Here is a 23,912-nt window from a genome sequence, read left to right on the forward strand (position 1 = left end):
CGCACCAAAGCTGCCCACCGCCGAAAAGTGCAGCATACCATATGTAATGATCACGCCCTTCGGCCGCCCTGTCGTCCCTGAGGAGTACATCAGCATACAGGCTTCACCAAGCCCTTGTGCTGGGCGATCAAGAATAGAGGTCGTCTCGGCTGCAATCGCTGTTTCAAACTGGCTCATACGCCCGTCACCAAGAGTCTCGATCCAATGCTGCACACTGGGGGCGTCAATCTGCACGACAACATCGTTCAATGCTTGATCACAGATCACAACCTTCGCACCTGCGTCATTGAGGATGAAGCTAAGCTCTGCCGCCGAAAGGCGATGATTTAGCGCCAGCACCAAACCGCCAAGACGCCAAGTCGCAAAAGCAATATCTAAGATATCGCAAGAATTGGGCATAAGGAATGCTACGCGATCTCCTTGCGTTACCCCAAGTCGTCTCAGAGCTGCGGCCAACCGCCCAACACGGTGGTGCATTTCGCCGTAGCCTTGCGAGCGGCCTGACGGAAGCTCGCGTGTTGCGATAGCTTTCGGGCTAACCTTCGCCTGATAGGCAACCCAATCCACAACCTCATAGACAACGTCAGTCAATGAAGCACTGTCGCGCATCTTACTCATCTGCATCCAAATTCCTCCCACTTTACATCAAGCAAGCATTACTGGTGCGCGCAACGCGGTAAGAAAAACTTACAAATGGGGAGCAATACGCCTACGTCCGGCATCTGATCCGGAAGGGAAAGGGATCAAGAACAACCGGGAGTAATAACTCATCATAAGCTGACGGTGCGCAAAATACTTACTCGCAGGAGAGGGAATATGAGACAGTGGTTGCTCTTCTTCCCTGAAAACCGTTGAGCGCGGATCCCTTGGACAAGTCCTCTGATCCTCAACCGTCGTGTGCTTCGCCATTTGGAAAACGTCTGAAGATTGAGCCTCGGTTCCCGGCTCAATTCCGCGATCAAAACTCGCGATCGCTGGAGCGCATCTCTGACGGCGTTTATGCCCTCCTAGGATCATGCCTTGCATGACCCTGCCGTGGATAACAGGACGTCGCGCTCCCATAACGAACTTCGCCGCCGTCAGGCCCCTCAAAAGCCAAGCTAGGTGCCGCAAAAGGTTTTATAGGGGCCGAAGCTGTCGGGCGCGCCAGAGGCATACGCCGCTGCGCCTTCTTGTTCGACACATGGTGACTGCAGAATTTCCAAGAGCGCCTCAAAAAGAGCCATATCGCCTGCCTCTGCTGCTTGCAGGGCCTCTTCAACCTTGTGGTTGCGCGGGATGTAGAGCGGGTTCACCGCGTTCATCGCGTCAGCGCGAGCCTCAGCTGTTTGGGCTTCTTCACCGATCCGAGCGAAATAAGCGGCGAGCCATGCGTCCAGCTCTTTGGCGGGGTCCTTATAGAGCGCGCGCAGAGGAGATGTGTTGCCTCGAACGGCTTCTGACAAAGCACGGAAGGCGTTTGTATAATCAACGTTCTGGCCCTGCATGGTCATGAGAAAACCGTTGGCAAGCGCAAGGTCACCGTCTTTTGCTTCAGCAAGGCCAAGCTTTTGGCGCACGCCTGTGAGCCATTCCGCTTGATAGAGCGCGGGAAAAGCGTTGATCACATCAGTGGCCTCTGCAATGGCCTTTTCGTCGTCGGCATCAATCAGACCAAGCAGACATTCGGCAAGGCGGGCAAGGTTCCAAGCTGCCATGTTGGGCTGGTTTCCATAAGCGTAGCGCCCCTGCTGGTCGATAGAAGAAAAGCTCGCTTGGGGGCTATAAATGTCAAGAAAAGCGCAAGGGCCATAGTCGATCGTTTCGCCAGAAATGGTCATGTTGTCGGTGTTCATCACACCGTGCACAAAGCCGATATTGACCCATTGCGCCACAAGGCTGGCTTGCCGCTCGGCGATGCGCTTCAGAAAGCTGAGGTAGCGGCCTTCGCGCCCCACAAGATCAGGATCATGGCGCGCGATAGCGTAATCCGCGAGCTTTTGCAGCATCTCAGTGTCGCCGCGTGCCGCAAAAAACTGGAAACTGCCAACCCGCAGGTGCGAGCTCGCAATGCGCGCCAGCACGGCGCCCTGTTTTGCCCCTGTCTCGCGATGGATTTTCTCGCCCGTGATCACAGCCGCCAAGGCACGCGTTGTCGGGACGCCGAGGGCATACATGGCCTCGCCGATAAGATACTCGCGCAAGACGGGGCCAAGCGCGGCCTTGCCATCGCCGCCACGCGAAAAAGGCGTGCGCCCCGATCCCTTGAGGTGAAGGTCGCGGCGTTTGCCCAAGCGATCAATCAGCTCCCCCACAAGAAGCGCACGACCATCGCCAAGCTGGGGGGAGAAGCCGCCAAACTGGTGGCCTGCATAGGCCATAGCCAAAGGGGCCGCACCCGTGGGCGCACGCATCCCTGAGAACACAAGCGCGCCTGCTTCGCCAGCCAGCGCCTCTGTATCAAGGCCAAGCTCTTCGGCCAGCGCCACATTGAGCTTGAGCATATGCGGCGCTGGAATTTTATCGCCCTGCCACTGCGCATAAGCGCCCGACAACTCGCGGTGATAGCTGTTGTCAAAGGAGAAGTCGGGGAGTTTGGTCATAATCTGCGCGTCCTCTTTGGGCCTTGCCAATGTAGGCCAAAGCGGGCGGGGATCAACCATTGACGCAGCGAGAGTTCAGCGCATCACGAAGGGGTCAGGGATCGGATCATCCGAGGTTCGCAGCCAGACAGCTTTTGTGCGGGTATAGTCGAGCGCCGCGGCAAGCCCGCCCTCGCGCCCATGCCCGCTCAGGCCGTGGCCACCAAAGGGCGCGATAGGGCTCACGGCGCGGTAGGTGTTGACCCAGACGATACCCGCGCGGATGCCACGGATCATCCTATGGGCACGGGTGAGACTGCTGGTGAACACGCCAGAGGCAAGGCCAAAGGCTGTATCGTTGGCAATATCAAGCGCTTCGGCCTCAGACGCAAAGCTCACGGCTGATAGAACGGGTCCAAAGAACTCTTCGGTCAGACAAGGCGCATCGGGCGCATCCGTGCAGTCAAGAATAGTCGGCGGGAAGTAATTGCCCTGCCCCGCAATACGCGCACCACCTGTGACAAGCTTGGCGCCTGCGGCGAGCGAGCGCGCAATAATATCTTCCGCGCGCGCAACTTGTGCTTCCGTGCAGAGCGGGCCAACTTCTGTCGCCATGTCATCCGGCGCGCCGATCACCACAGCCTCGGCCTTAGCCTTAAGCTTGGCAAAAAGAGCGTCCTTGATCGCCTCAGATACAACCAGCCGCGATCCGGCAACACAGCTTTGGCCAGAGGCGGCAAAGATGCCCGAGACCTGCGCATTGGCCGCGCTCTCCAGATCAGCGTCCTCAAAAACAATAAAAGGCGATTTGCCGCCCAGTTCGAGCGAGGTGGAGGCCAGATTTTCAGCCGAACCGCGCACAATATGGCGGGCCGTCTCAGGGCCACCCGTGAAGGCAATATGCGCCACTTTCGCATGGCTTGTCAGCACTGCGCCGCAGCGCGGGCCAAAGCCTGTGAGCACATTGACAACACCCGATGGGAAGCCCGCCTCATGGACAAGCCGCGCGAAAGCAAGCAGGGGCGCAGCCCCCTCCTCCGACGCCTTGAGCACCACAGTGCACCCTGCCGCCAGCGCGGGGCCAAGCTTGACCGCCGCCAAAAAGAGCTGTGAATTCCATGGCACAATCGCCGCAACAACCCCAACAGGCTCCCGCCTCAGCCAAACTTCCATATCGGGCTTGTCAATCGGCAGATGCGCGCCTTCGATCTTGTCAGCAAGACCGGCATAATAGCGGTAATATTCGGCGACATAAGCGATCTGCGCCGTTGTTTCGCGGATGATCTTACCTGTGTCACGTGTCTCAAGCTGGGCCAGCTCGGCGGCATTTTCGGCGACAAGATCGGCCAGACGATAGAGCAGCTTGCCGCGCGCTGTGGCTGTCATACTGGCCCACTCAGGCGCAAGAAACGCTGCGTGCGCCGCCTCAACAGCCGCGTTAACATCCGCTTCGCGCGCCTCTGGCATCAGCGCCCAAGCTTGGCCTGTCGCGGGGTCAAGGCTTTCAAACTGCGCACTTCCCTTGGAGAAGGCCCCGCCGATATACTGCTCAAACTCTTGCATTTTATGTCCTTAAGCGAAGACAGGCATGACGTCTTTGATGAAGCGCTCAAGGCTGGCGCGCTTGCGCTCAAAGCTCATGCCTGAGTCAATCCAGAGCGAATATTCATCATAGCCCATGTCCTGATATGTTTTGATCCGCGCAATGGCATCATCGGCGGTCGCAATCACATTGTCACGCAGCATAGCCTCAGGCGTATAGAAAGGGTGTGCCGCGATTTCTGCGTCCGAAAGCGGCGCAATCAGCCCTTGACTGACGGGTCGCTCGTTTTTGAACCATGCGCCGAAATAACAATAGAAGCGGTTGATCTCTTCGGCGGCTTGGCGCGCGTCTTCTGCACTTTCGGCGATGTAGGTGTGGTTGAGCAGCATGATCTCGGGGCGCGGAATATCGGGAAATTTGGCGCAGGCCGCGTTGAACGTTTCCATCAGCTTGCTCACTTCCTCATCGCCCTGCCAAAGCGGCGTCACCTGCACATGACAGCCTTGGGCCACAGCGAACTCATGGCTGTTCGGATCACGCGCTGCTATCCAGACGGGCGGGCCGCCCTCCTGAACAGGCTTGGGCGAGGAGGTTGTCGACGGGAAGCTGTGAAACTCCCCCTCTTGGGCATAGTCCCCCGCCCAGAGCGCCTTGATCGCAGGCACGAGCGCGCGCATCCGCTGACCGGCTTCCCAAGCGTCCATACCCGGCATGATGCGCTCGTATTCGTAATTATACGCGCCCCGCGCGATTCCAAGATCAAGCCGGCCCTCGGTGATCAAATCCGCCATCGCAGCCTCGCCCGCGAGGGCAATCGGATGCCAGAAGGGGGCGATGATTGTCCCTGTTCCAAGGCGGATGTTCTGTGTTTGACGTGCGACGTCGATCAGGCTCAGGAACGGATTGGGCGCAATCGTAAAATCCATGCCATGGTGCTCGCCTGTCCAGACCGCGTGCATCCCGCCTGCGTCCGCCATTTTAGCGAGCGCCAGAAAGTCCTGATAAAGTTGGCGCTGGTCCTGATCAGGGCTGACACGCTCCATATGCACAAAAAGGGAAAACCGCATTACGCTTGCCTTTCAGAAGAGATCGGGCGGACCTTGCCGCTGGTTTGATTGCCAAAATACACGCCGTAATTGCCAAGCTTGTTTTCAGCAGCAAAACGCGTGAGCATGGTGCGCATCACATTGTCAGTGACAGAGCCAAGCGCCTCTTCCGTCAGAGGCACAAAGTGCCCACGAGTGGGCGCGCCCTCTTCGGTCTGACACAGAAAGGCAATATGCTGGCGCTTTGCAGCATCATCTTCAAAGACCGAATATACAAATCCCGGCTCCGCCGTGAGACCTGTGCTGGCTATGAGCTTTTGCAGCGTTTCAGACGCACCCAGCTCTTTCACCGTGCTCTCAGGAAGCGCCAATCCGCCCTTGCCATCCTCAACCAGAAGCACCTGCCCCTCGCGCTCGATCAATGCCGAAACGGTGAGGCCCATGTGTGGCTCAAGGGCTTCAGCAGCTGTCGAAGGCGTTACATAGGCGCCGCGCGCATAGCCAAGACCCGCAGTGGCAGAGCTGTCAAACGCCTCGACACGGCCAATCAGGATGGCATGGTCGCCTGCCTCCACAATCTGGTGCATAGAGCAGTCAAACCAAGCCGAGACCCCCTCAAACACAGGCGCCCCATGCGGGCCGTCCTGCCATGTCACGCTTGCAAAGCGGTCCTCAACCGGGCGGGCAAATGTATTGGACACATCAACCTGCGTTTCGGCTAGGATATTGACCGCGAAGCCCTTGGCTTTGGTCATGTTTTCATAGTTGCTGGAGCTGTTTGCGATACAGACCAAAAGAAGCGGCGGATCGAGCGACACTGAGGAAAACGAATTGGCCGTAAACCCGATCGGCGCACCGTCCCCGTCATGGCTGGTCACAACCGTAACCCCCGTGGTGAACGCGCCAAAGGCCGAGCGCAGGGCGCGCAGATCAAAATCGCTCACGACGCCACCTCATTGATCAAAGTGTTGGTGCCAGACTGCAAAAGCCAGTCTGCCAGAGCATGGTTGACCAGATCGGGCGCAGTAAGATTGACCATGTGGCGGTGTCCTTCGATAATCTTGGTTCGTCCGTTTTGAACGGTATTGGCTATGGACAGTGCCATAGCCGGGGTTGAATTTGCATCTTCGCTGCCTGTGAGCGCCAAAAGCGGGGCGCTGATCTCGTTCATTCGGTTGGCATAGGTGGCATCGCCAGTGGCAAAGGCAGAGTAGGCCGTGGCGTAGCCTGTTGGCGAAACAGCCTCTAGCCAGCCCTGCGTCGCAGCCCGCACAGCGCGCTCCTCAGGCGCGGAGGAAAACCAGCGAGACAGTGGGGCCGCGTGGTTGATCTCACCCTCGCGGATCAAGGCAGCACGCGCCTCAACGGCGGCACGGTCAGAAGGACAGCGGCGAAAGACGGGGCTTAACAGAGCAACACGGCGCACCAAAGCAGGATGGTCCACAGCGATCCCTCCCGCAATCAGCGCCCCCATAGAGTGCCCCGCAAGACTGACAGGGCCAAGGGCAAGCGCCTCCAAAGCCTCAGCCGCCCAAGAGACAAACGCATCCAAACGGCTGCCGTCAGGAAGCGGATCACTCCCGCCATGCCCTGGCATATCAAGCGCAATAACGTGATTTTGCGCGCTCAACGCCTCAATCTGCGGCCCCCATGCCGCCGATTGCAGGCCGACACCGTGGATCAAGACAACAGGTGCGCCACGCCCTACCGAATGGCAGGCAACTTTCGCTCCCGCCTTAGACAGCCGCAGGGTTGTCAGAGTCATGACCAAGCTCCTTAAGGTCCTGATAACGGTCGCCAATACGGTGATGCGGCCGCCCGCCGATTGATGCCCCAAGCGCAATGACGATTTCATCCGCAGCAGGTGCATCGGCGATAGAGGTCTGGATGGTGAGATAATGACTGCGACGTCCACCATCATTCTTGTCCATCAACGGGATCATCAGTGGCGCATTGGCAGGGCCACGCGTGTTGCAAAACGATAGATAGGATTTTGCGCCGACAGCCTCGCGAAAGATATTGCCAAAATGCAGCGTATGGATCAGCGCCGAGGCGTGCTCGACCTCGCCGTCAAGCCCGACAATCGCAGACTTGCCATAACCCTCGATCACATCGCCACTGCCAGCGGCATCAAGGATCATATCGGTCAGGATCTGGCCCAGCCCTGGCGCACAATCGCGAATGGCAGGTGACAAGTCCTCCACAAAGCCCTGCCCTGCCCAAGGATTCTTGATGACAGCCATGGCCGCCATAAGCTTGAGCGGCGTCTTCGCCGCTTTGCCGCCCTCGATGAGCGTGTTTTCAACGTGCAAAAGCGTTTTTCTGATTTCGGCAGGCACAGGCGCATTCCTTTTGCTGTGGTGAGTCGCTTTGCAATATGGTATACCATCATACAAATTGTCAATTGCTCTCCGAGGCAGATGTAAATGAATCAGACTGGTATAAAGCTGGACCGCATAGAAACCGCGCCGCAAACTCTGCGCGATATTGTGCAAACGAAGATGCGCGATGCGATCATGTCGGGGCATTTTGCCCCCGGCGAGCGCCTTGTGGAGCGCCCCCTCTGTGAACAACTTGGGGTCAGCCGCACCGTCGTGCGCGAGACAATCCGCTATCTGGAGGCCGAAGGGCTTGTCGAAACAATCGCTCACAAGGGGCCGATCGTCGCGACGCTCAACTGGAGCCAAGCCAAACAGATCTATGACATTCGCCGCCAGCTGGAAAGCGCAGCAGCAGAGGCCGCGGCCAAGGCCTCAACTCCAGCCTTCGAGCTGGCCTTGCGCGCAGCTCTCACAAAACTTGACGACGCCATGAGCGCCCAAGACTGGAGCGTCATTTTTGCCGCGACGACAGCATTCTACGAGCTAATCTTTAAGCAAGCAGACCATAACATCGCTTGGGAAATCGTGCAGCGGCTCAACGGGCGGATAAGCCGCTTGCGCGCTCTCACGCTTTCGGCCAAAGATCGCACAACATCTGGACTCGCCCATATGAGCGCAATTTCCGACGCCATTATTCGCAGCGATGCGCGCGGCGCGCGCGAAGCCGTCAAAGCGCACATCAAGGACGCCGCCAAAATAGCACAAGCCGTTCTAGCGCAGGAGACGCACAATGACTGAGGCCTATTGGATTGCCCATGTGACCGTGACAGACCCTGAAGCCTACAAGGGCTATCAGGCCGTCGCCCCCGCCGCTTTTGCAAAATATGGCGCGGCTTTTCTGGCTCGTGGCGGGCAGGCCGAGACGCTGGAAGGCGCGCCGTTTGAGCGCCACGTCGTTATTCGTTTTGACAGCTATGACGCGGCGCTCGCCTGTTACAACTCGCCCGAATACGCCGCCGCACGGGCCGAACGCAAAGGCGCGTGCACCGCACAGATCGTGATCGTAGAAGGACTAGAAACGTCATGAGCAGCTTTGATGAAGACTTGTTTCTAAAAGGGCTTGAGCAGCGCAAAGCCACCTTAGGCGCGGAGTATGTCGAAAAGAACCTCGCCGCCGCAGATGATTTCACCCGCCCGTTTCAGGAGGCCATGACAGCATGGTGCTGGGGCTTTGGCTGGGGCGATGATGTCATCGACGCAAAGACCCGCTCAATGATGAACCTCGCGATGATCGGAGCTTTGGGCAAAATGCACGAATGGGAACTGCACTGCAAAGGCGCGCTCAACAACGGCGTGAGCCGCGAGGAAATCCGCGCCATCATCCATGTGATCGCGATTTATTGCGGTGTCCCTCAAGGGCTGGAATGCTTCCGCGCGGCCCGCAAGGTTCTTCAAGATGCTGATAAAACAACGCCTTAATGTCTGCACATCCGACTAAGACTGCTAAAAGATAGTGTTTTAGCAAAAGCATATCATCTATTGAGGCACCTTCTATCATGACGGACTATTCGCCCCACATCACTCGGCTGGACCGACTCCGCGATCTGCTTCAGATCTCGCCGCTGGCGCTTCTTTCCAGCGTGGTTCTCTTTGTTTTACTTGTCGACAACAGCACCTTCTGGCGCATCGGAACTGAGGTTTTTTCAGGCCAGCCCCTTGCCTTGGCGGCGATGATCGGCGCGCTCTACTGCCTCACGCTGGCTCTGTTTTCGCTTTTTGCGCTCCCTTGGCTGGTCAAACCTTTCAGTATTTTCGTCCTGATCCTGAGCAGCGTCACAGGCTATTACATGGACACGCTCGGCGCGTTCATTGACCGCGAGATGATCCAGAACGTCATGGTGACCACGATCACTGAATCAAAACACCTGATCACCCTTGGCTTTATCCTTCATGTTGCCCTCTACGGGCTGCTTCCCTCGGCTGTTGTGCTGGCGCTCAGGCTGAAGCCACAGCGCAGGCTTGTCGCCTTTGGTGCGCCTGTCTTGGCGGGTGTTCTTTGCTTTTTGATAACCATCGGGCTGCTCGCCACGAACTTCAAAACCTACGCCTCGATCCTGCGCGAGCGCAAAGACTTTCTGGCCAGTTACCAGCCTGGCGCGCCCATCGTGAACAGCTTTCGCTATGCGGCTATGATGAGCAAAACGCTCAATATCACGGTGCAGCCCTTGGGCGAAGACGCCATAAAGGGCACCGCCTATAACGGCGCAAACCAGCCTGTGCTGACAGTGCTTGTGGTCGGCGAAACGGCGCGCGCGCAAAACTTTGGCCTCAATGGCTATGCGCGCGACACAACGCCCAATCTCGCAGCACTCCCAATTGTTAATTTTGAGACCGTCAGCAGCTGCGGAACATCAACGGCCGTTTCCCTGCCCTGTATGTTTTCAAAATTGCCCCGCAAAGACTACTCGTTTGAGGCCGGCGCGGCGGCGCAAAACCTGCTTGATGTGATGGCTCACGCCGGTCTCCATGTCGAATGGTGGGACAACAACACAGGCCACAAAGGCCTCGCCGACCGCCTGCCCAATCAAAACTTTCTAGGCAAGGATATACCCGTATTCTGCCGTCAGGGCGAATGTGACGACGGCGTTTTTCTTCCTGAGCTAAGGGCCTATGCCGAGAGCCTCACCAAAGACACGGTGCTGGTTTTGCACCAGATCGGCAGCCATGGGCCATCCTATTTCATGCGCTACCCTCCCGAATTTGAAAAATTCACGCCCGCCTGCCAAACACCCGAACTCAAGAAATGCACGGCTGACGAAGTGACAAACGCCTATGACAACACCATTGCCTTCACCGATCAGGTATTGGCCGAAACAATCGACGTGTTAAGCAGCCTAGACGGCCTCACAACCGCGATGTTTTATGTCTCAGACCATGGCGAGTCGCTCGGCGAAGGCGGGCTATACTTGCACGGAGCGCCTTATTTCATGGCCTCCAAGGAGCAAACACACGTGCCGATGCTGCTCTGGATGTCAGACCGCTTTGCAACTCAATTCGGTCATGACAGAGAGTGCTTGAACAACAGTCGCGCCGCAGCTTTGAGCCATGACAATCTGTTTCATTCCCTCCTCGGGATGATGGACATCACAACAGATGTCTATGACAGAAAGCTTGATCTTTTTGCCCCCTGCACGGCAAACAATAGGAAAAGTTGATTTGAGAGCTTTGCGCAGCGTGCCAAAGCAGCTAAGTGCTGCGCAACCTTAAATGAAAACGACCGAAAGAACGCCCATGAATATGCTCAAAATCGTCGCCGTGCCCATGCACAAGGAAGGCCGCAAGTTTGTCGCGGTCTTTGCCGCTATCACTTTGGCGCTTGGCTTCTTGTGGGAGCCGCTCTTCTGGCTTGGCTGTGGCGCAACGGTCTGGTGCTATTATTTCTTCCGCGATCCGGTGCGCGTCATCCCGCAGAACGAAAGCCTCGTGCTGTCGCCCGCAGATGGCGTTGTGTCGCTGATTGAGGAGGTCGTGCCGCCCGCCGAGCTTGGGCTAGGCCAGGAGCCCGTCACGCGGGTTTCGGTCTTTATGAATGTTTTCAACTGCCATGTGAACCGTGCGCCTATTGCTGGCAAAGTGACACAAATCACTTATCACCACGGCAAATTTCTCAACGCCTCGCTGGACAAAGCCAGCGAATTTAACGAGCGCAACTGCCTGACAATCGAAACCCCCAAAGGCGCCAAAATCGGGGTGATCCAGATTGCCGGCCTCGTGGCGCGGCGGATCGTCTGCTTTGTCAAACCAGGCGATCAGCCCGCCGCGGGCGAGCGCTTCGGCCTGATCCGTTTTGGCAGCCGCCTTGATGTATTTCTGCCTGTCGGCGTGCAGCCGCTTGTGCCCCTCGGCACAACAGCCGTCGCAGGCGAAACCATTCTGGCCGATCTGACGAACCCGCACCCCAACCTGAAAGCTGTTTCAAGATGAGCACCGATCGCACCATCAAACTGCGCCATGTTGTGCCCAGTATAGTGACTGTCTTCGCCCTCTGCGCAGGGCTGACTTCGGTGCGAATGAGCCTTGAAGGACATCTGGAAACAGCGCTGGCGTTTATTCTGATCGCGGTGTTTCTGGATGCTGCCGATGGCAAGCTGGCGCGCTTTCTGGACACAGCCAGCCCCTTTGGCGCCGAGCTTGATACGTTGGCCGATTTTTTCAACTTCGGGATCGCGCCCGGCTTCCTGCTCTACAACACGCTCTATATCGGAACACCTGCCGCCAATCTCGGCTGGTTGGCGGCCCTTGTCTTGGCGGTGTGCTGCGCCTTGCGCCTTGCGCGGTTCAACCTTTCGATGAAAGACACCAGCGTGGCGATGGCAAAAGACAATTTCTTTGTCGGCGTGCCCGCCCCTGCGCTGGCCTGCCTTGCACTGATGCCAATTTTTATCCATCTCTCAGGCTGGAAACACCTCGATTACCCTCTGGTGCGCACACTTTATATTGTTGCGGTGGGGCTTCTCGCCGTGAGCACAATCCCGACCTTCTCGGTCAAACACGCCAGCATCAAACGCAAACACCTTGCCCTTGCGATTGTGGCTGCGGTTGTAATGGTCGTCTGCCTGATGTCCTACCCATGGCCCACGCTCATGGCGATCAACCTGATCTATCTCACAACCTTGCCCTTCTCATACCGCGCCCAAAAGCGTCAGCAGGCCGCCGAGAGCTGAAAAGGCGCCTATGGCTGGCAAACCGCTGCTTGAGTGGCGCTCTCTTGGCGGACCATGAAGATCAATTCGCCCTCGCCCAGCGACTGACCATGATCAGAGGCATACATCAGCTGCCCATCCGCCTCGCCCCCATCAAGCTGCGCAATCAGATCCGTCAAAAAATCATCCGTCTCACGGCCATCACCAGAGAGCGTAACCTTCGCAGCGTGCGAGGACAGGCTCGGCCCAACGTGGGCAGACCAGAGGAGAGAGCAGACCTTCAGCTACACCCTTTGGTTGTATCTGGCCCCGTTATTGTGACTCACCCCGCCGCACAAAACAGGGTTTGTATCAGGCCATAAGGAGAATATTATGAAACAAATTATTTCACTGTCCCTCTTGGCCCTCCTGCCTGTATCGGCTCATGCCGAGATCGTCTCGTTTGCAGGCAGCATGGCAAACTCGTGCACCTTGGGGGTTGGCTCTGACGGCGCGCTCGGCCTTGCCTCAGACGGCAAAAGCCTCAGCTCGCAAGACTTGGGCGGTGCCCAGGCTGCGATCACAATCGTCTCCCTTGCCAACAATACGATCACCGTCGGCGCGCCCACACTTGCCGCCTACCCCTCTGGCTATACCGCAGGCGCAGAGACAACAAAAATCTCCTACCAAGGCGATGGCCTCTTGAGCAGTGTGTCCCAAGATTACACCGCCTCGGAAACCAGCTTTCAAGTTGGCGTGATCCCGTTGACCTCGGTCGTTTTCGACAGCCGTACAGAGAACGACGCCGGTTTTGTTGAAGGCCAATACCAGATCGACACGGTCATCACGTGCTCGCCATAAAGCAAAGCTTTGCAGGGCCAATCTACGGGCTTTTGCTCGCTGGATTGGCCAGCATAGCCCCTGACACAGCCCAGAGTATTGGCCTTATGCCAATGGAAAAGTCAGGTCACAGCGCCTCGGATCGCAAAGGCTTTTATCTCAACGTCCTAAACGAAGGCAAACGCAGCATTATTGTGGATGTCGAGATCATGCCCCAAGCAGATGGCACCCCGCAAAAAGCCGTAAAGGTCCAACCGCGCCGCCTTAAAATCGGGCCGAAATCCACACGTAAAATAATTTTGATTATCGGAAATTTAGAAACCGAACGACAAAGAGAGGTCAATGTTTGTGTCAGCACTCAAAAAAACAACTCAAATACTTTGCTCAGGATTTGTGGGGCTTACACTGCTCACAAGCGCAACTGAGGCGGAAAACTTTTCAATAGATTTGCCAACCCCCAGAAGCATGGGGCATTCATCTGATACAATCCAAACAATGGATGGAAGCCGATGCAGCCAGTCCGTCAACGGAGGCGGCGCGTTCTTTGACATTGGTGTCGCTAAAACGCAAAATGACACCCAGTCTTTTAACAATGGCAGCAGCGGCACCGTTTATGGCCGCTTGATTATTCCAATAGGTAAAAAGCCGAAACGTCTGGATTGTATTCGCCTTTATGAATTAGAGTTGCAACGTCTCAAGTCAGAGATCGAATATCTGTCAATGGAACTTGAATAGTGGTTAAAATCACGCTGCAGCAAATGCACTATTTTAAGGAAGTCGCCGAAGCGGGGAGCTTTTCGGCGGCCTCTGGCTCTATCGGCTGTTCCACAACGGCGGTAACCAAAGCCATCAATGCGATTGAGACAGCCCTCGGTCAGAGGCTCGTCTTGCGCGGCAACCGTGGGGTGGAGCTGACAGCCGCAGGCGCAAAATATCTCGAACGGGTGCAGCCCATCGTTCAGCTGGCCCAAAACGCCGAAGACGAAGCCGCCGCACTGGCCCAGCCCGCAAGAAAAGAAATCGTCATCTCCTCTATTCCAAGTGCCGCGGCCTATTTGCTACCCAAAGCCATCAAGCCTTTCGCACAAGACGGCGGAACAGTGCGTGTTCTCTCCCAAAACAGCGCCCAAGTCGAAGAAAGCGTCCTAAGCCACCGCTCGCACCTTGGCGTTCTGAGCAATGGCAACAGACTGCTCTCTGATGAGCTGAAATTCACCCTGCTGACCAAGGATTACTTCTCCTTGGTCTGTTCCAAAAAGTTCTTCGCCCATGCCGAAGGCCCAGAGGCTCTTCTCAAAGACGCAAAAGACCTGCCGATTGTGGTTCCCGCCCCGGGCACAAGCATCAACAGTCAAGCCAAAATATTCTTACGCTCTCTCGGACTAGACAGGATCAAACGGCGCATTGAGACAGACTCCATTCCATTTGCCCGTGGCGTCTTGGAAGAGTTTCCCAGCGTTTGCGTTCTTCCCAGAGGGATCGCACAGGCTCTCAACGCCTTGGGCGGGTTAAACTGTTATACGTTTGAAAACCTCTCCCCGGAAATCTCTATCGGGATCGTCACCCGCCGCGCGGCGGGTGTCACCCCTGAAATCAGAGCGCTCATAAGCAACATCCGCAAACATAGCAATGTGATTAGCCAAGCACCGATACTCTAAAGCGCGCGCCCGTTGCGCCGCCGCCCCGTTGCGCCAACAGCTCATCTGCCGTGCGCTCTATTACCAATTTGTAAAGACCCCGAACTCAAACATTCCCGCTCATATGAAATCCTCTGGAGCTGTTGATGTCTGATACTTCTCACGTCCTGTCCTTGCCCCTGATACAACCGTCACAGGCGCAAAAACATATCACCCATAACGAGGCCCTACAGATCCTTGACGCTGTGGTTCAGCTGGTCGTGATCGCCTCTGACCAAGCCACGCCGCCCCAAACTCCGCAGACGGGTGACCGCTATATCGTCGCCCCCTCAGGCAGTGGCGCATGGGCGGGCCATGAGGGCGACATCGCAGTTTATACAGGCACCAACTGGATCTTTATCACCCCCTTACCAGGCTGGAGCGCACAGGTTCTCAACCCCAAAGGCACGGCTCTGTTTGACGAAACTCAAGGCTGGCAAAACGTGACCCCGACGCTTGAAACCACCCCGCAGCTCGGCATCAACGCCACCGCAGACCTGACAAACAGGCTCAGCCTCTCTGCCCCCGCAAGCCTGCTCAATCATGAGGGCGCGGGTCATCAACTCAAAGTCAACAAAGCCACAGCCTCCGACACAGCCAGCCTGCTCTTTCAAAACGACTTTTCAGGCCGTGCCGAAATGGGCTTGGCGGGCAATGACGATTTTTCGGTCAAAGTCTCCCCTGACGGGGCCACATGGCGCAATGCCTTACAGGTCGACGCCCAAACCGCACGCATGATTGCGCCCGAGGGCCTTGAAAGTGCGCGCGTCACCGCCGTTCATGGCAGCACATTGACAATAACGCCGCCCTCGCCTGCGGGCTTTGCCATGATCTCATCCGTCAGCCCCAATTTCCCGCAAAGTGCCGCAAGCATGATTATCTGTTATGATGTCGGCCTCTCGCCACAGCTGATTGTTGTTTGGCATGGGGGTGCTATCCACAATCTGGGCAACACCCCTCCAACCGCCGCAAATGTGCCCGCAGGCAAGGTCGCCCTCGCGGCCCAAAGCGACGGAACACTCCTGATCCGCAATGAATACCCCAGCGCGCTTGATCTGGACTATTGCATCACATGGACAAACAGCTGGCGCTAACCGCGGCCGCCCCCTCTGCGCAGAGTATCTCGCGCAAAGGGGGCGTTCGGCCTGCGCAGCTGATATGGTCCAGCCGCGCGCCTCACCAGCCGAACAAATCATCATTGTCCAAGAATGCGGCATCGGTCTGAAGAAAGCGCACTTCAACGCCCTGATCAGAAAAAACCATATCCGCATCTTCGCGCTGCAAATGCGCGCGCAGATCTTCAGGCCCCGTGTAGCCAAAGTCGCGAAACACAAGCTGGTCCCAGACCTCAAGACCCACAACCTCATGAACGCCCTCAAGGCTTGGGTCAAAAACAAAACTGTCGGCCCACATCCCGCCAAACAGAACATTTTGCCCGCCACCGCCCTCCAACACATCGTCAACGCCCTGCCCCCGCACCCAATCGGTGACAGCAGAGCGCGTCGTCGCCACAAATTCCGCACTTTGTGAAAACCCCGCAACAACGTCCGCGCGCGACATCCCCGCAGCAAGCGCATTGGTCCAGTTCACAAATCCGCCTTGGTCGGGCGCGCGGTCAAGGACATTGTTATACAACAGCGTGACAAATTCGGCGTCTGACAGCGTGCCATAGGTTCTCTGAAATTCGGGGCTGGCCACAAACAAAGCCGCCGCATCCGTAATAGGCCGCCCCCCCGCCAGCCAATAGGTCCAGTTCTCGAGGCCGGCCACATCCGGCTCCCGGTCAAGCGTCGCGCGATAAAGCCGATAGACATCATCCGTCCATTCGCTGCGATATCCCTCACGGCTAAATTCAAGCGCGCTCTGAAAGGTCGCGTTGATAAACTCCCGGCTTTCCGAAAACCCCATCACAACCTCGGCCCTGCTAAACCCGCCCGACAGCGCCCCCATCCAGTTCTCAAGCCCGCCCTGATCGGGAGCGCGGTCCAGAACGTTGTTGTAAAGCTGGGTCACAAAAGCCAGATCGCTCAAATCGCCATAAACATTCTGAAATTCCCGCGAGCCGACAAATCCCCCCGCAGCCGTTTCCAGATCGAGCCGCTCCTCCAGCAAAGCCACGGTCCAGTTTCGATGCCCGTCCAGATCAGGCGCACGGTCCAACGTGGCGCGGTAGAGCCGGTAAACCGAGGCCGCCACAGGGTCAAAAACGGGGTCCACCGTCCCACCGTTGAACACTTCAACTCCGCGCCCGTTGAACACACCCCCAAGCGGCGTCCCCCCTGTCAGGATGGTTGAGCCGCCCTCCCCGCCCCCCGTGTCAGGATCGGGGTCAGGCTCGGGATCGGGGTCAGGGTCGCCCCCGTCCCAGGGCAGCAAATCTTCATCCGACAAGACAGCCGTCGACAAATGCGTCAAATCAAACAGATCAACATATTGGAAATCTTCAGCCAACAACCTCACATTGCCCGCCGTCCTGAGCGTCAAAGTCTCCTCCCCGACCCCCAAAATCGCCCCGAAACTGGTCGACTGAAAAGCAAGAGCCTCAAAGCTGTAGTAGCGCCCCATATCCGACATATCGATGCGGTCCACACCCAGCTCGAAGTCTTCAATGGTGTCGTTTGCATTGTCCGCCGACAGCACAAAAATATCAGCCCCCGCCCCTCCCCAAAGACGGTCCTGCCCTGCCCCGTCGATAATGATATCTGCGCCGCCCGCACCGCTCAGGCTGTCGTCCCCCGCGCCACCAGAGATTTGGTCGGAACCACTGCCTCCATTGATCACATCCGCCTCGGCGCTGCCTTGCAGAACCTGCCCCGACACGCCGCCAGCGTTCTGATCAATCTCAAACCGCCCAATCCCCGACGCGCCATAAGAATGCTCCGTCAGCCCCGCCGTATAGAGGGCAATCTTGCCATCCTCCAAAGCCAGCGCAAGACTGGCTGGGTTGCTTAAAGCGGTCTGAAGATCATCTGCAATCGCTTCCAGATGCAAGAGCCGCCCGTCCGGCAGCAGGGTCATCAGGCTCAACCCGTCGTCCGCCCCGCCCGCCACAACATAGGCCTTTCCATCAACGACAATTGTCTCCAAAACCGAGATCGACTGAAACCGCGTTTCGCGGTCGTCGACTACCTGCTCCACCACAACCAAGGTGCCATCTTCCTCAAGCCGCGACACCGTGATCGTCGAAGAGCCAGACGCGCCCACAAGCACAAAAACACTCCCCCCCAACTCCACTGTGGCAAGAGAATTCGGCATCGAAACGTTAAATCCGTCGCGCATCGCAAGGCTGTCGACGAGCTGCATAGACCCGTCTGACAGCAGCTCAAAACTGCTCAGGCTGTTGTCCTGCAAAGACAGCGCCATCAGATAATCACGTCCGCCTGCGCGCAGATGCTCCAGCGCGAAAATGTCATTGGCCCCCGCCTCTTGCGAAACAGGCGTCTGGGCCACAAGGCTCAAGCTGCCCTGTTGGCTCTCCTGCCATGTGGTGATCCCAGAGGTATTGCGCGCCGCCGAATAGAAAAACTCCCCCCCGCCCAGCGCGACCCTCTCAATCGCAGTCATAGCCTCCACTCGCGGCCCCGCCAGATCAATGCGCCCCGCAATACGCCCGGCAGACTCAAGCCACCAGCCCGTCAACCCGTCTTGAGACGGCCCCGCAAGCAAAAGCGCCTCCTGCCCGCCAAGCGTGGTCAAAACAAACTGCGTCGGCGCGCCAAGCCCGCCCGCCTGAACATAATCCGCCTCCTGTTCAAGCGTCAGCCCCGCGTCGCGCAACTGGACCCCGCCGCCGCGCCCGCTTGCGCTATAAAGCTTCACACCCGCCGCCGTCTGCAGGAGCGCAAGATCGCTGATCCCCGTGATATGCGTGTCTGTGCCGCTCACAGACGTCGACAAATGCCTGAAATACCCCATGGCCAATCCTTGTTAAGCCCCCCATGACTGGTGCAGGGATGTGGCAAAGACGAGGGACGCGGCACGGCGTATTTATGTCATTTACAAAAGGTTTTCTTAACATTTACCGGCTATTTATCTCAAAGCTCATACAGTAGAGCCAGCCGTGGTTTTGTTCGGTTTCCGTTGCCCTCTTTGGACGGTTTGTTTTTTTCGACAGGGTTTTCATCATGTCAGATGGTCACAAGTCCCGCGTTACCATTGCCCTTTGCACCTTCAATGGCGCAGAGCATCTGGAGGCCCAGCTTGCCTCCTATCTGACACAGACCCATACGGCATGGGACCTCTGGGTCAGTGATGACGGCTCAAGCGACACCACCCGCACAATCCTTGAGGATTTTGCAAAAGCCCATGGTCACAACCGTGACATCCGCATTCTGGAAGGGCCTCAAAAAGGTGTCGCCGCAAATTTCCTCTCGCTCCTGTGTCACCCCGAGTTCCCCCAAGCGCCCTGCGCATTGTCAGATCAGGATGACGTCTGGCTGCCCGAAAAGCTGGCCCTCGGCCTGGCCGAAATCCAGATGGCGCGCCCCTGCCTTTACGGCGCCCAGAGCATACCCACCAACGCCGATCTCGTGCCCCTTGGGCACAGTCAGCCCCCAAATCCAATGCGCTCCCCCCCACCCAGCTTTGCCAATGCCTTGGTCCAGAATATCGTCAGCGGTCATACCGCCATGCTCAACGCGCCCGCGCTGGCGCTGGTGCGGGATGCGGGCGTGCCACAGCACATCCCCTATCATGACTGGTGGCTCTACCAACTCGTCACAGGGGCGGGCGGGGTTGTGATTGTGCGTCCCCAAAAGGTGCTGCTCTATCGCCAGCACAGCAGAAACACGATGGGCGCCAACCACGGGCTCGGCGCTGGCCTGCGCCGCGCTCTACAGCTTTTAGGGGCGACATATGGCGCATGGCTTGCCGCAAATACCGCCGCATTGCGCCACATCGAGCAACGCCTAACCCCCCAAGCCAAACGCACGCTCACGGCTTTGGAGCAGGCCCCCAAACAGATATTTGCTCTCCAAAGGCTGCGTACCCTGCGCCGCTATGGGAACAGGCGTCACAGCAGGCTTGGCACAACAGCCCTATGGATCTCCGTCCTGCTGGGCCGCTGCTGATCGCACGGTCACTCTGCAAACACTCTGCGAACACTCTGCGAAGGCCCTTGCGCAGCGGGGTCAGGGGCCTGCCTGTCTTGCCAGACCCGCACCAATACCGCCCGATCCGCTCAATCGCGCGCAACCATGGCAGCCTAAATGAAGCTTGCGTAAGGAATGTAGCGCACAGCATCTCCGCGCGTGATATTGAGCGCCGCGTCTGGCAGCTCGACAAGCCCCTCCGCCCAACTCAGCCCACTGATCCGCCCCGAGCCTTCGCTCGCAAAAACCTCAACCTGCCCGTCGCGCAGCCGTGCGCGCAAATACTCGCGCCGCCCCGCCTTTTTGGCTTTCTCAAACCCCGCAGGCAGCAGATACCCCTGCGGCGTGGCCCACCCGCGCCCCGCCAAAACGCCCATAGCAGGGCGCGCAAAAACAAGTGTGCAGACCAGCGCCGCCACAGGGTTGCCAGGCAGCCCGAAGACAGGCGTGCCCTCCCACATCCCAAGCGCCAGAGGCCGCCCGGGTTTCACAGCAATGCGCCACTCCTGCATCGCCCCCGCCGCGCGCAAAAGCGCTGACATATGGTCTTCATCTCCGTTTGATGCACCCCCCGAGGTCAGGATCACATCACTCTGTTTTGCCGCCTCATCAAGCCGCTGACGCAGCGCCGCGCGGTTGTCGCCCACCCGCCCCAGATCGACAGGCGAAAAGCCCATCTCCGCCACAAGCCCCAAGAGCATCACCCGATTGGCGTCATATATCTGCGCGGCACCCGCCACAGCGCCCGGCTCGACAAGCTCGTCCCCCGTCGAAAGAACCCCGACCCGCAAAGGCTCGAACACATCCACAGCGCCAAGCCCCGTCGCCGCAGCCAGCGCAAGCGCGGCAGGCCCGAGCCGCGCGCCTTGCCGCAAGATCACATCGCCCGCCGCCACATCTTCCCCCGCCTTGCGCGTGTTGGCGCGCGGCTTCACACCAGACCGAAAGGCAATAGCCTCTGCGCTGGCGTTCACATCCTCTTCCAGAATGACAGTATCAACCCCCTCAGGCAGCGCCGCCCCCGTCAATATGCGCACCGCCGATCCATATGGAACCGCATGACCAAGCGGCACACCCGCCGCCGCGCGCCCCTTGATAAGGGGCAGGGTCTGATCCCCCGCGCCCAGCGCATCATAAGCAAAGCCGTAGCCGTCGACTGCCGCATTCGGCAAAGGCGGATTGGAGCGCTCGGCCACGACATCCGCCGCCAAGACCCGCCCCAGCGCGGCAGACAGCGGCAGGCTCTCTTGCCCAACCACAGTATGAAGCCGCGCCCGCAGCCCCGCCAAAGCCGCCTCCACAGGCGTCCAATCCACACCCGCAGGCAGCGCAAAACAATCATCGCGCAGGGGCGGCGGCTTCAATCCTGTCTTAGTCCCAGCACTCAAAGTCAGCCTCCCGTCCCAGCCCAAGAATCCAGCCCTCACGCAAAGCGCGCGGCTCCGTTACGTCCAACATGGCCGCAAGCACCGCCTCAGACAAGCCCGCGATCTTCCCCGCAAGAACGCGCACCTGTGCCGCGTCCTTGATTTCACCCACAGCCTGCGCCTGCGCCACTTGCGGCGCAATCAACGAGGGCCAGACTTCTGCCAAAACCACACGGGCCTCTCGCCAAGGCTCAAACGGCCACGCCGCCGCCCCAAACCGCACCCGCAGCCGCGCCAGGACAGGCAACCCCATCATCGCCTGACCGCCCACAGAGCCAGCCCCTGACATCTGCCAGCAGGCAAACGCGCCCTTGGCCGCCGCCTCCGCAGCCCGCGTTTCGCGCAGTCCATGGCCCTGTCGCGCGCGGCCCTTGCGCGGCAAATCCGCAATCTCGCGCGCCAAAGCATTGCCCCAAAACGGCCCCACGCCGTCAAACTGGCGGTTCAGCTCCCCCGCCAGATCAAAGCGGTTGTTCGCCTTCGGGCTGTCCTCAACCCGCGCCTCAAACCACGCCCAAAGCGCCAGCGGATCTGCCTGCCCTGTCACCGCCTCGGCAAAGCCGTCAGGGTAGCCAAACGGAAAGTCAAACCCGATCAGCACCCGCCCCTCACAAGCCGCAATCTCTGTTCCGATCCAGTCTTCCGCAAGCGCGCGATTGCGCAGATAAACGGGTGCCTCCCCTGCGACACAGGCCCAGATCGCGTCTTTCTTGGGGCGCGGCCCTCGGTCGTTTCCACCCGACCAATCGACCATAATAACCTTGTCAAAAAGGCTCAAAGCCCGACCTCTGCCAAGATGAAATCAGCAATCGCTTTGGTGTCATCAAGGTCAAATACAGGCCGGTCCAGCGCCATCGGCGTGTCAGAGGCCACAGCCCTCACAGTCGCATCCTCCGTCGCAATCAGGCTGTTGCCCGTCTCGGCGCGAAACGCCTCCACTTTCGGGTGGCTGTCGCGCTTATACCCTTCAATCAAAACCAGATCGACAGGCGAAAGCCGCGCCAGAAGCGCCTCAAGGCTCGGCTCGGGCGCACCGCGCATCTCCTGCATAATCGCCACCCGCTTGCGGGACGCGAGCAAAACCTCGCTCGCCCCCGCCGCACGGTGGCGGTAGCTGTCCTTGCCCTCATGGTCGACATCAAACGCATGATGCGCGTGTTTCACCGTCGAAACAGTAATCCCGCGCGCGCAAATCTCGGCCACAAGCCGCTCCATAAGCCCCGTCTTGCCCGCGTTCTTCCAGCCAACGACCCCGTATAGTTTCATAAGTTCGCCTCTGCTGTTGCCAAGTCTTCTGGCGTATTGATGTTAAAAAAGGCCCCCGCATCCGCAAACTCAGCCATCTGCCCGCCGTGCGTGTCGGTCCAGATCACAACCTTGCGCAGCCCGCCCGTCAGGGCCGCGCGCAGATCATGACGCAGCGCCACAGGCCAAAGCCCAAAGGTCGGCTGTCGCCCGTCTGGCGTCGCCGCGAGCGCGAGCGGATGGTCCATGCCCTCCGTGGCAGTCAGCAACCGCGCCACCAGATCCTGCGGAAAAAACGGCGTATCCCCCGCCGCGGTCACAATGCTCTCATGGCCCTGCCCTGCGGCCCAATCCAGCCCCGCCAAGACGCCCGCAAGCGGCCCTGCAAAGCCCTCAATGCTATCCGCCACAACAGGCAGCCCAAAGCCCGCAAACCGCACCGCATCTCCATTGGCGTTCAACGCCATGTCGCTCACCTGTGGCGCGAGCCGCGCAATGATCCCCGCAAGCATCGGCGCGCCGCCAAGCGGCAAAAGGCACTTGTCCCCGCCGCCCATCCGCGTGGCAAGCCCCCCCGCCAGAATAACCCCTGCTGGCTGTCTCATAGCGCCCCCTTACGTCCGCTTTTCTTCGGCTCCTCGGGCACAGACGCAGGGTCCGCATCCCAAAGAAGCCGCTCTTCGCCCGCAAGACAGACAAAGCGATGCCCCCGCATCCGCCCGACAAGCGTCAGCCCTACTTGCCGCGCAATTTCAACGCCCCAAGCGGTAAAGCCCGAGCGCGACACCAGCGCAGGAATACCCATCAGCGCCGTCTTGATCACCATTTCGCTGGTCAGTCTTCCGGTGGTGTAAAGAAGCTTCCCTTCAGGCGAAACGCCTTCAGACAGCATCCACCCCGCGACTTTGTCGACAGCGTTGTGCCGCCCGACATCTTCCATATAAACAAGCGGCCTGCCGCCCTCGCAGAGCACCGTGCCATGGATCGCCCCTGCACTCAGATAGATTGAGGGCGTGCGGTTGATCTTGGCAGAAAGTGCATAAAGATCAGACAGTTTCACCTGCGCCTCAGGAAGCGTAAGCCCCTCAAGCCCTTCCATCATATCGCCAAAAACAGTGCCCACAGCACAGCCCGATGTGCGGGTCTTTTTCTCCAGCTTATCCTCAAACCGCGTGCGCTGGTCGGTGCGCACAACCACGGCTTCGGACTCCTCGTCATACTCCACACCAAGGACTTTGTCGGCCTCGGTGATCATCCCCTGATTGCGCAGAAATCCGAGCGCCAGATACTCGGGATAATCTCCAATCGTCATCGCGGTGACAATCTCGCGGGCGTTGAGAAAGATCGTCAAAGGCCGCTCTTCCACCACGTTGATCTCGGTGAGCGCCCCGCTCTGGTCGCGCCCCTCCACGGCCCGCGTCAGCCGCGCCGCCGCAGGGTCAGGCGCAAGGATATAGCCGTCTGTCTCTTTGCCCATTTAC

General features: G+C 58.5%; 25 protein-coding genes. 11 read left to right on the forward strand and 14 right to left on the reverse strand.

The genetic code is table 11. The features are described 5' to 3' along the window. The 7 genes from ACTF58_RS08480 to ACTF58_RS08510 form a co-directional block, all read right to left on the reverse strand. Positions 1 to 624 (reverse strand): AMP-binding protein (locus tag ACTF58_RS08480; RefSeq protein WP_438991542.1); only part of this gene is annotated, 624 nt, incomplete at its 3' end. Between the two features lie 476 nt (positions 625 to 1,100). Next, a complete protein-coding gene (locus ACTF58_RS08485; RefSeq protein ID WP_438991543.1) occupies positions 1,101 to 2,582 on the reverse strand; it encodes a protein adenylyltransferase SelO in 1,482 nt (493 codons plus the stop codon). A gap of 75 nt (positions 2,583 to 2,657) precedes the next feature. Beyond that, positions 2,658 to 4,124 (reverse strand): aldehyde dehydrogenase, encoded by a 1,467-nt coding sequence (locus ACTF58_RS08490; RefSeq protein ID WP_438991544.1) that lies wholly within the window; start codon positions 4,122 to 4,124, stop codon positions 2,658 to 2,660. 9 nt (positions 4,125 to 4,133) lie between these two features. Further along, on the reverse strand, positions 4,134 to 5,171 hold the full coding sequence (locus tag ACTF58_RS08495) for an LLM class flavin-dependent oxidoreductase (RefSeq protein WP_438991545.1): 1,038 nt from the start codon (positions 5,169 to 5,171) through the stop codon (positions 4,134 to 4,136). Next, a complete protein-coding gene (locus tag ACTF58_RS08500; protein WP_438991546.1) occupies positions 5,171 to 6,094 on the reverse strand; it encodes a flavin reductase in 924 nt (307 codons plus the stop codon). The genes ACTF58_RS08495 and ACTF58_RS08500 overlap by 1 nt, the downstream gene beginning before the upstream one ends. Then, positions 6,091 to 6,915, reverse strand: a complete 825-nt coding sequence (locus ACTF58_RS08505) for an alpha/beta fold hydrolase (RefSeq protein ID WP_438991547.1) — start codon at positions 6,913 to 6,915, stop codon at positions 6,091 to 6,093. The genes ACTF58_RS08500 and ACTF58_RS08505 overlap by 4 nt, the downstream gene beginning before the upstream one ends. After that, a complete protein-coding gene (locus tag ACTF58_RS08510) occupies positions 6,887 to 7,489 on the reverse strand; it encodes an amino acid synthesis family protein (RefSeq protein WP_438991548.1) in 603 nt (200 codons plus the stop codon). Before ACTF58_RS08510 ends, ACTF58_RS08505 begins: the two co-directional genes overlap by 29 nt. Positions 7,490 to 7,576: 87 nt before the next feature. Between ACTF58_RS08510 and ACTF58_RS08515 the strand changes: the two genes are divergently transcribed. The 6 genes from ACTF58_RS08515 (at position 7,577) to ACTF58_RS08540 (ending at position 12,195) form a co-directional block, all read left to right on the forward strand. After that, positions 7,577 to 8,269, forward strand: a complete 693-nt coding sequence (locus tag ACTF58_RS08515) for a GntR family transcriptional regulator (RefSeq protein ID WP_438991549.1) — start codon at positions 7,577 to 7,579, stop codon at positions 8,267 to 8,269. After that, positions 8,262 to 8,558, forward strand: a complete 297-nt coding sequence (locus tag ACTF58_RS08520; protein ID WP_438991550.1) for a DUF1330 domain-containing protein — start codon at positions 8,262 to 8,264, stop codon at positions 8,556 to 8,558. The genes ACTF58_RS08515 and ACTF58_RS08520 overlap by 8 nt, the downstream gene beginning before the upstream one ends. Next, positions 8,555 to 8,950 carry a carboxymuconolactone decarboxylase family protein gene (locus ACTF58_RS08525; protein ID WP_438991551.1) on the forward strand — a complete coding sequence of 132 codons (396 nt, stop codon included), beginning with the start codon at positions 8,555 to 8,557 and terminating at the stop codon, positions 8,948 to 8,950. Before ACTF58_RS08520 ends, ACTF58_RS08525 begins: the two co-directional genes overlap by 4 nt. A 77-nt stretch (positions 8,951 to 9,027) precedes the next feature. Further along, positions 9,028 to 10,686, forward strand: coding sequence for a phosphoethanolamine transferase (locus tag ACTF58_RS08530; RefSeq protein WP_438991552.1), 1,659 nt, complete (start codon positions 9,028 to 9,030; stop codon positions 10,684 to 10,686). 76 nt (positions 10,687 to 10,762) lie between these two features. Further along, positions 10,763 to 11,455 (forward strand): phosphatidylserine decarboxylase, encoded by a 693-nt coding sequence (locus ACTF58_RS08535; protein ID WP_438991553.1) that lies wholly within the window; start codon positions 10,763 to 10,765, stop codon positions 11,453 to 11,455. Further along, positions 11,452 to 12,195, forward strand: a complete 744-nt coding sequence (locus ACTF58_RS08540) for a CDP-alcohol phosphatidyltransferase family protein (RefSeq protein ID WP_438991554.1) — start codon at positions 11,452 to 11,454, stop codon at positions 12,193 to 12,195. Before ACTF58_RS08535 ends, ACTF58_RS08540 begins: the two co-directional genes overlap by 4 nt. A gap of 8 nt (positions 12,196 to 12,203) precedes the next feature. Here the strand turns inward: ACTF58_RS08540 and ACTF58_RS08545 are convergent, their stop codons facing one another. Continuing rightward, entirely contained in the window at positions 12,204 to 12,353 is a 150-nt protein-coding gene (locus ACTF58_RS08545) for a hypothetical protein (protein ID WP_438991555.1), read from the reverse strand. A 193-nt stretch (positions 12,354 to 12,546) separates the two neighbouring features. Between ACTF58_RS08545 and ACTF58_RS08550 the strand changes: the two genes are divergently transcribed. The 4 genes from ACTF58_RS08550 (at position 12,547) to ACTF58_RS08565 (ending at position 15,763) form a co-directional block, all read left to right on the forward strand. After that, positions 12,547 to 13,014, forward strand: coding sequence for a hypothetical protein (locus tag ACTF58_RS08550; RefSeq protein WP_438991556.1), 468 nt, complete (start codon positions 12,547 to 12,549; stop codon positions 13,012 to 13,014). A 321-nt stretch (positions 13,015 to 13,335) separates the two neighbouring features. Then, entirely contained in the window at positions 13,336 to 13,728 is a 393-nt protein-coding gene (locus ACTF58_RS08555) for a hypothetical protein (RefSeq protein ID WP_438991557.1), read from the forward strand. Then, positions 13,728 to 14,651: a LysR family transcriptional regulator gene (locus tag ACTF58_RS08560; RefSeq protein ID WP_438991558.1), complete on the forward strand. Its 924-nt coding sequence runs from the start codon at positions 13,728 to 13,730 to the stop codon at positions 14,649 to 14,651. The genes ACTF58_RS08555 and ACTF58_RS08560 overlap by 1 nt, the downstream gene beginning before the upstream one ends. 125 nt (positions 14,652 to 14,776) lie before the next feature. Beyond that, positions 14,777 to 15,763 (forward strand): DUF2793 domain-containing protein, encoded by a 987-nt coding sequence (locus tag ACTF58_RS08565; RefSeq protein ID WP_438991559.1) that lies wholly within the window; start codon positions 14,777 to 14,779, stop codon positions 15,761 to 15,763. 82 nt (positions 15,764 to 15,845) lie between these two features. Here the strand turns inward: ACTF58_RS08565 and ACTF58_RS08570 are convergent, their stop codons facing one another. Next, positions 15,846 to 18,584, reverse strand: a complete 2,739-nt coding sequence (locus tag ACTF58_RS08570; RefSeq protein ID WP_438991560.1) for a DUF4214 domain-containing protein — start codon at positions 18,582 to 18,584, stop codon at positions 15,846 to 15,848. A gap of 209 nt (positions 18,585 to 18,793) precedes the next feature. Between ACTF58_RS08570 and ACTF58_RS08575 the strand changes: the two genes are divergently transcribed. Next, positions 18,794 to 19,738, forward strand: a complete 945-nt coding sequence (locus ACTF58_RS08575; RefSeq protein ID WP_438991561.1) for a glycosyltransferase — start codon at positions 18,794 to 18,796, stop codon at positions 19,736 to 19,738. A 134-nt stretch (positions 19,739 to 19,872) separates the two neighbouring features. On the opposite strand, the gene ACTF58_RS08580 is transcribed toward ACTF58_RS08575, so the two are convergent. Genes ACTF58_RS08580 through ACTF58_RS08600 form a run of 5 tightly spaced genes read right to left on the reverse strand, consistent with a single transcriptional unit; the run spans position 19,873 to position 23,908 of the window. Then, a complete protein-coding gene (locus tag ACTF58_RS08580) occupies positions 19,873 to 21,147 on the reverse strand; it encodes a molybdenum cofactor synthesis domain-containing protein (protein WP_438991562.1) in 1,275 nt (424 codons plus the stop codon). Next, on the reverse strand, positions 21,131 to 21,964 hold the full coding sequence (locus ACTF58_RS08585; protein ID WP_438991563.1) for a molybdopterin guanine dinucleotide synthesis: 834 nt from the start codon (positions 21,962 to 21,964) through the stop codon (positions 21,131 to 21,133). Before ACTF58_RS08585 ends, ACTF58_RS08580 begins: the two co-directional genes overlap by 17 nt. Then, positions 21,961 to 22,452, reverse strand: a complete 492-nt coding sequence (gene mobB, locus ACTF58_RS08590) for a molybdopterin-guanine dinucleotide biosynthesis protein B (protein ID WP_438991564.1) — start codon at positions 22,450 to 22,452, stop codon at positions 21,961 to 21,963. The genes ACTF58_RS08585 and mobB overlap by 4 nt, the downstream gene beginning before the upstream one ends. Then, complete coding sequence (gene mobA, locus ACTF58_RS08595; RefSeq protein ID WP_438991565.1) at positions 22,449 to 23,036, reverse strand: molybdenum cofactor guanylyltransferase MobA; 588 nt, start codon at positions 23,034 to 23,036, stop codon at positions 22,449 to 22,451. The genes mobB and mobA overlap by 4 nt, the downstream gene beginning before the upstream one ends. Further along, positions 23,033 to 23,908: a formate dehydrogenase accessory sulfurtransferase FdhD gene (locus ACTF58_RS08600; RefSeq protein ID WP_438991566.1), complete on the reverse strand. Its 876-nt coding sequence runs from the start codon at positions 23,906 to 23,908 to the stop codon at positions 23,033 to 23,035. Before ACTF58_RS08600 ends, mobA begins: the two co-directional genes overlap by 4 nt. Between the last annotated feature and the right edge of the window lie 4 nt (positions 23,909 to 23,912).

This window comes from Lentibacter sp. (genome assembly GCF_965657785.1).
GTDB lineage: Bacteria > Pseudomonadota > Alphaproteobacteria > Rhodobacterales > Rhodobacteraceae > Lentibacter.

Coding starts and splice junctions, on each gene's coding strand:
- ACTF58_RS08485 (WP_438991543.1), bottom strand. CDS start 2,582: ATGACCAAACTCCCCGACTTCTCCTTTGACAACAGCTATCACCGCGAG.
- ACTF58_RS08490 (WP_438991544.1), bottom strand. CDS start 4,124: ATGCAAGAGTTTGAGCAGTATATCGGCGGGGCCTTCTCCAAGGGAAGT.
- ACTF58_RS08495 (WP_438991545.1), bottom strand. CDS start 5,171: ATGCGGTTTTCCCTTTTTGTGCATATGGAGCGTGTCAGCCCTGATCAG.
- ACTF58_RS08505 (WP_438991547.1), bottom strand. CDS start 6,915: ATGACTCTGACAACCCTGCGGCTGTCTAAGGCGGGAGCGAAAGTTGCC.
- ACTF58_RS08515 (WP_438991549.1), top strand. CDS start 7,577: ATGAATCAGACTGGTATAAAGCTGGACCGCATAGAAACCGCGCCGCAA.
- ACTF58_RS08520 (WP_438991550.1), top strand. CDS start 8,262: ATGACTGAGGCCTATTGGATTGCCCATGTGACCGTGACAGACCCTGAA.
- ACTF58_RS08525 (WP_438991551.1), top strand. CDS start 8,555: ATGAGCAGCTTTGATGAAGACTTGTTTCTAAAAGGGCTTGAGCAGCGC.
- ACTF58_RS08530 (WP_438991552.1), top strand. CDS start 9,028: ATGACGGACTATTCGCCCCACATCACTCGGCTGGACCGACTCCGCGAT.
- ACTF58_RS08535 (WP_438991553.1), top strand. CDS start 10,763: ATGAATATGCTCAAAATCGTCGCCGTGCCCATGCACAAGGAAGGCCGC.
- ACTF58_RS08540 (WP_438991554.1), top strand. CDS start 11,452: ATGAGCACCGATCGCACCATCAAACTGCGCCATGTTGTGCCCAGTATA.
- ACTF58_RS08550 (WP_438991556.1), top strand. CDS start 12,547: ATGAAACAAATTATTTCACTGTCCCTCTTGGCCCTCCTGCCTGTATCG.
- ACTF58_RS08555 (WP_438991557.1), top strand. CDS start 13,336: ATGTTTGTGTCAGCACTCAAAAAAACAACTCAAATACTTTGCTCAGGA.
- ACTF58_RS08565 (WP_438991559.1), top strand. CDS start 14,777: ATGTCTGATACTTCTCACGTCCTGTCCTTGCCCCTGATACAACCGTCA.
- ACTF58_RS08570 (WP_438991560.1), bottom strand. CDS start 18,584: ATGGGGTATTTCAGGCATTTGTCGACGTCTGTGAGCGGCACAGACACG.
- ACTF58_RS08575 (WP_438991561.1), top strand. CDS start 18,794: ATGTCAGATGGTCACAAGTCCCGCGTTACCATTGCCCTTTGCACCTTC.
- mobB (WP_438991564.1), bottom strand. CDS start 22,452: ATGAAACTATACGGGGTCGTTGGCTGGAAGAACGCGGGCAAGACGGGG.
- mobA (WP_438991565.1), bottom strand. CDS start 23,036: ATGAGACAGCCAGCAGGGGTTATTCTGGCGGGGGGGCTTGCCACGCGG.
- ACTF58_RS08600 (WP_438991566.1), bottom strand. CDS start 23,908: ATGGGCAAAGAGACAGACGGCTATATCCTTGCGCCTGACCCTGCGGCG.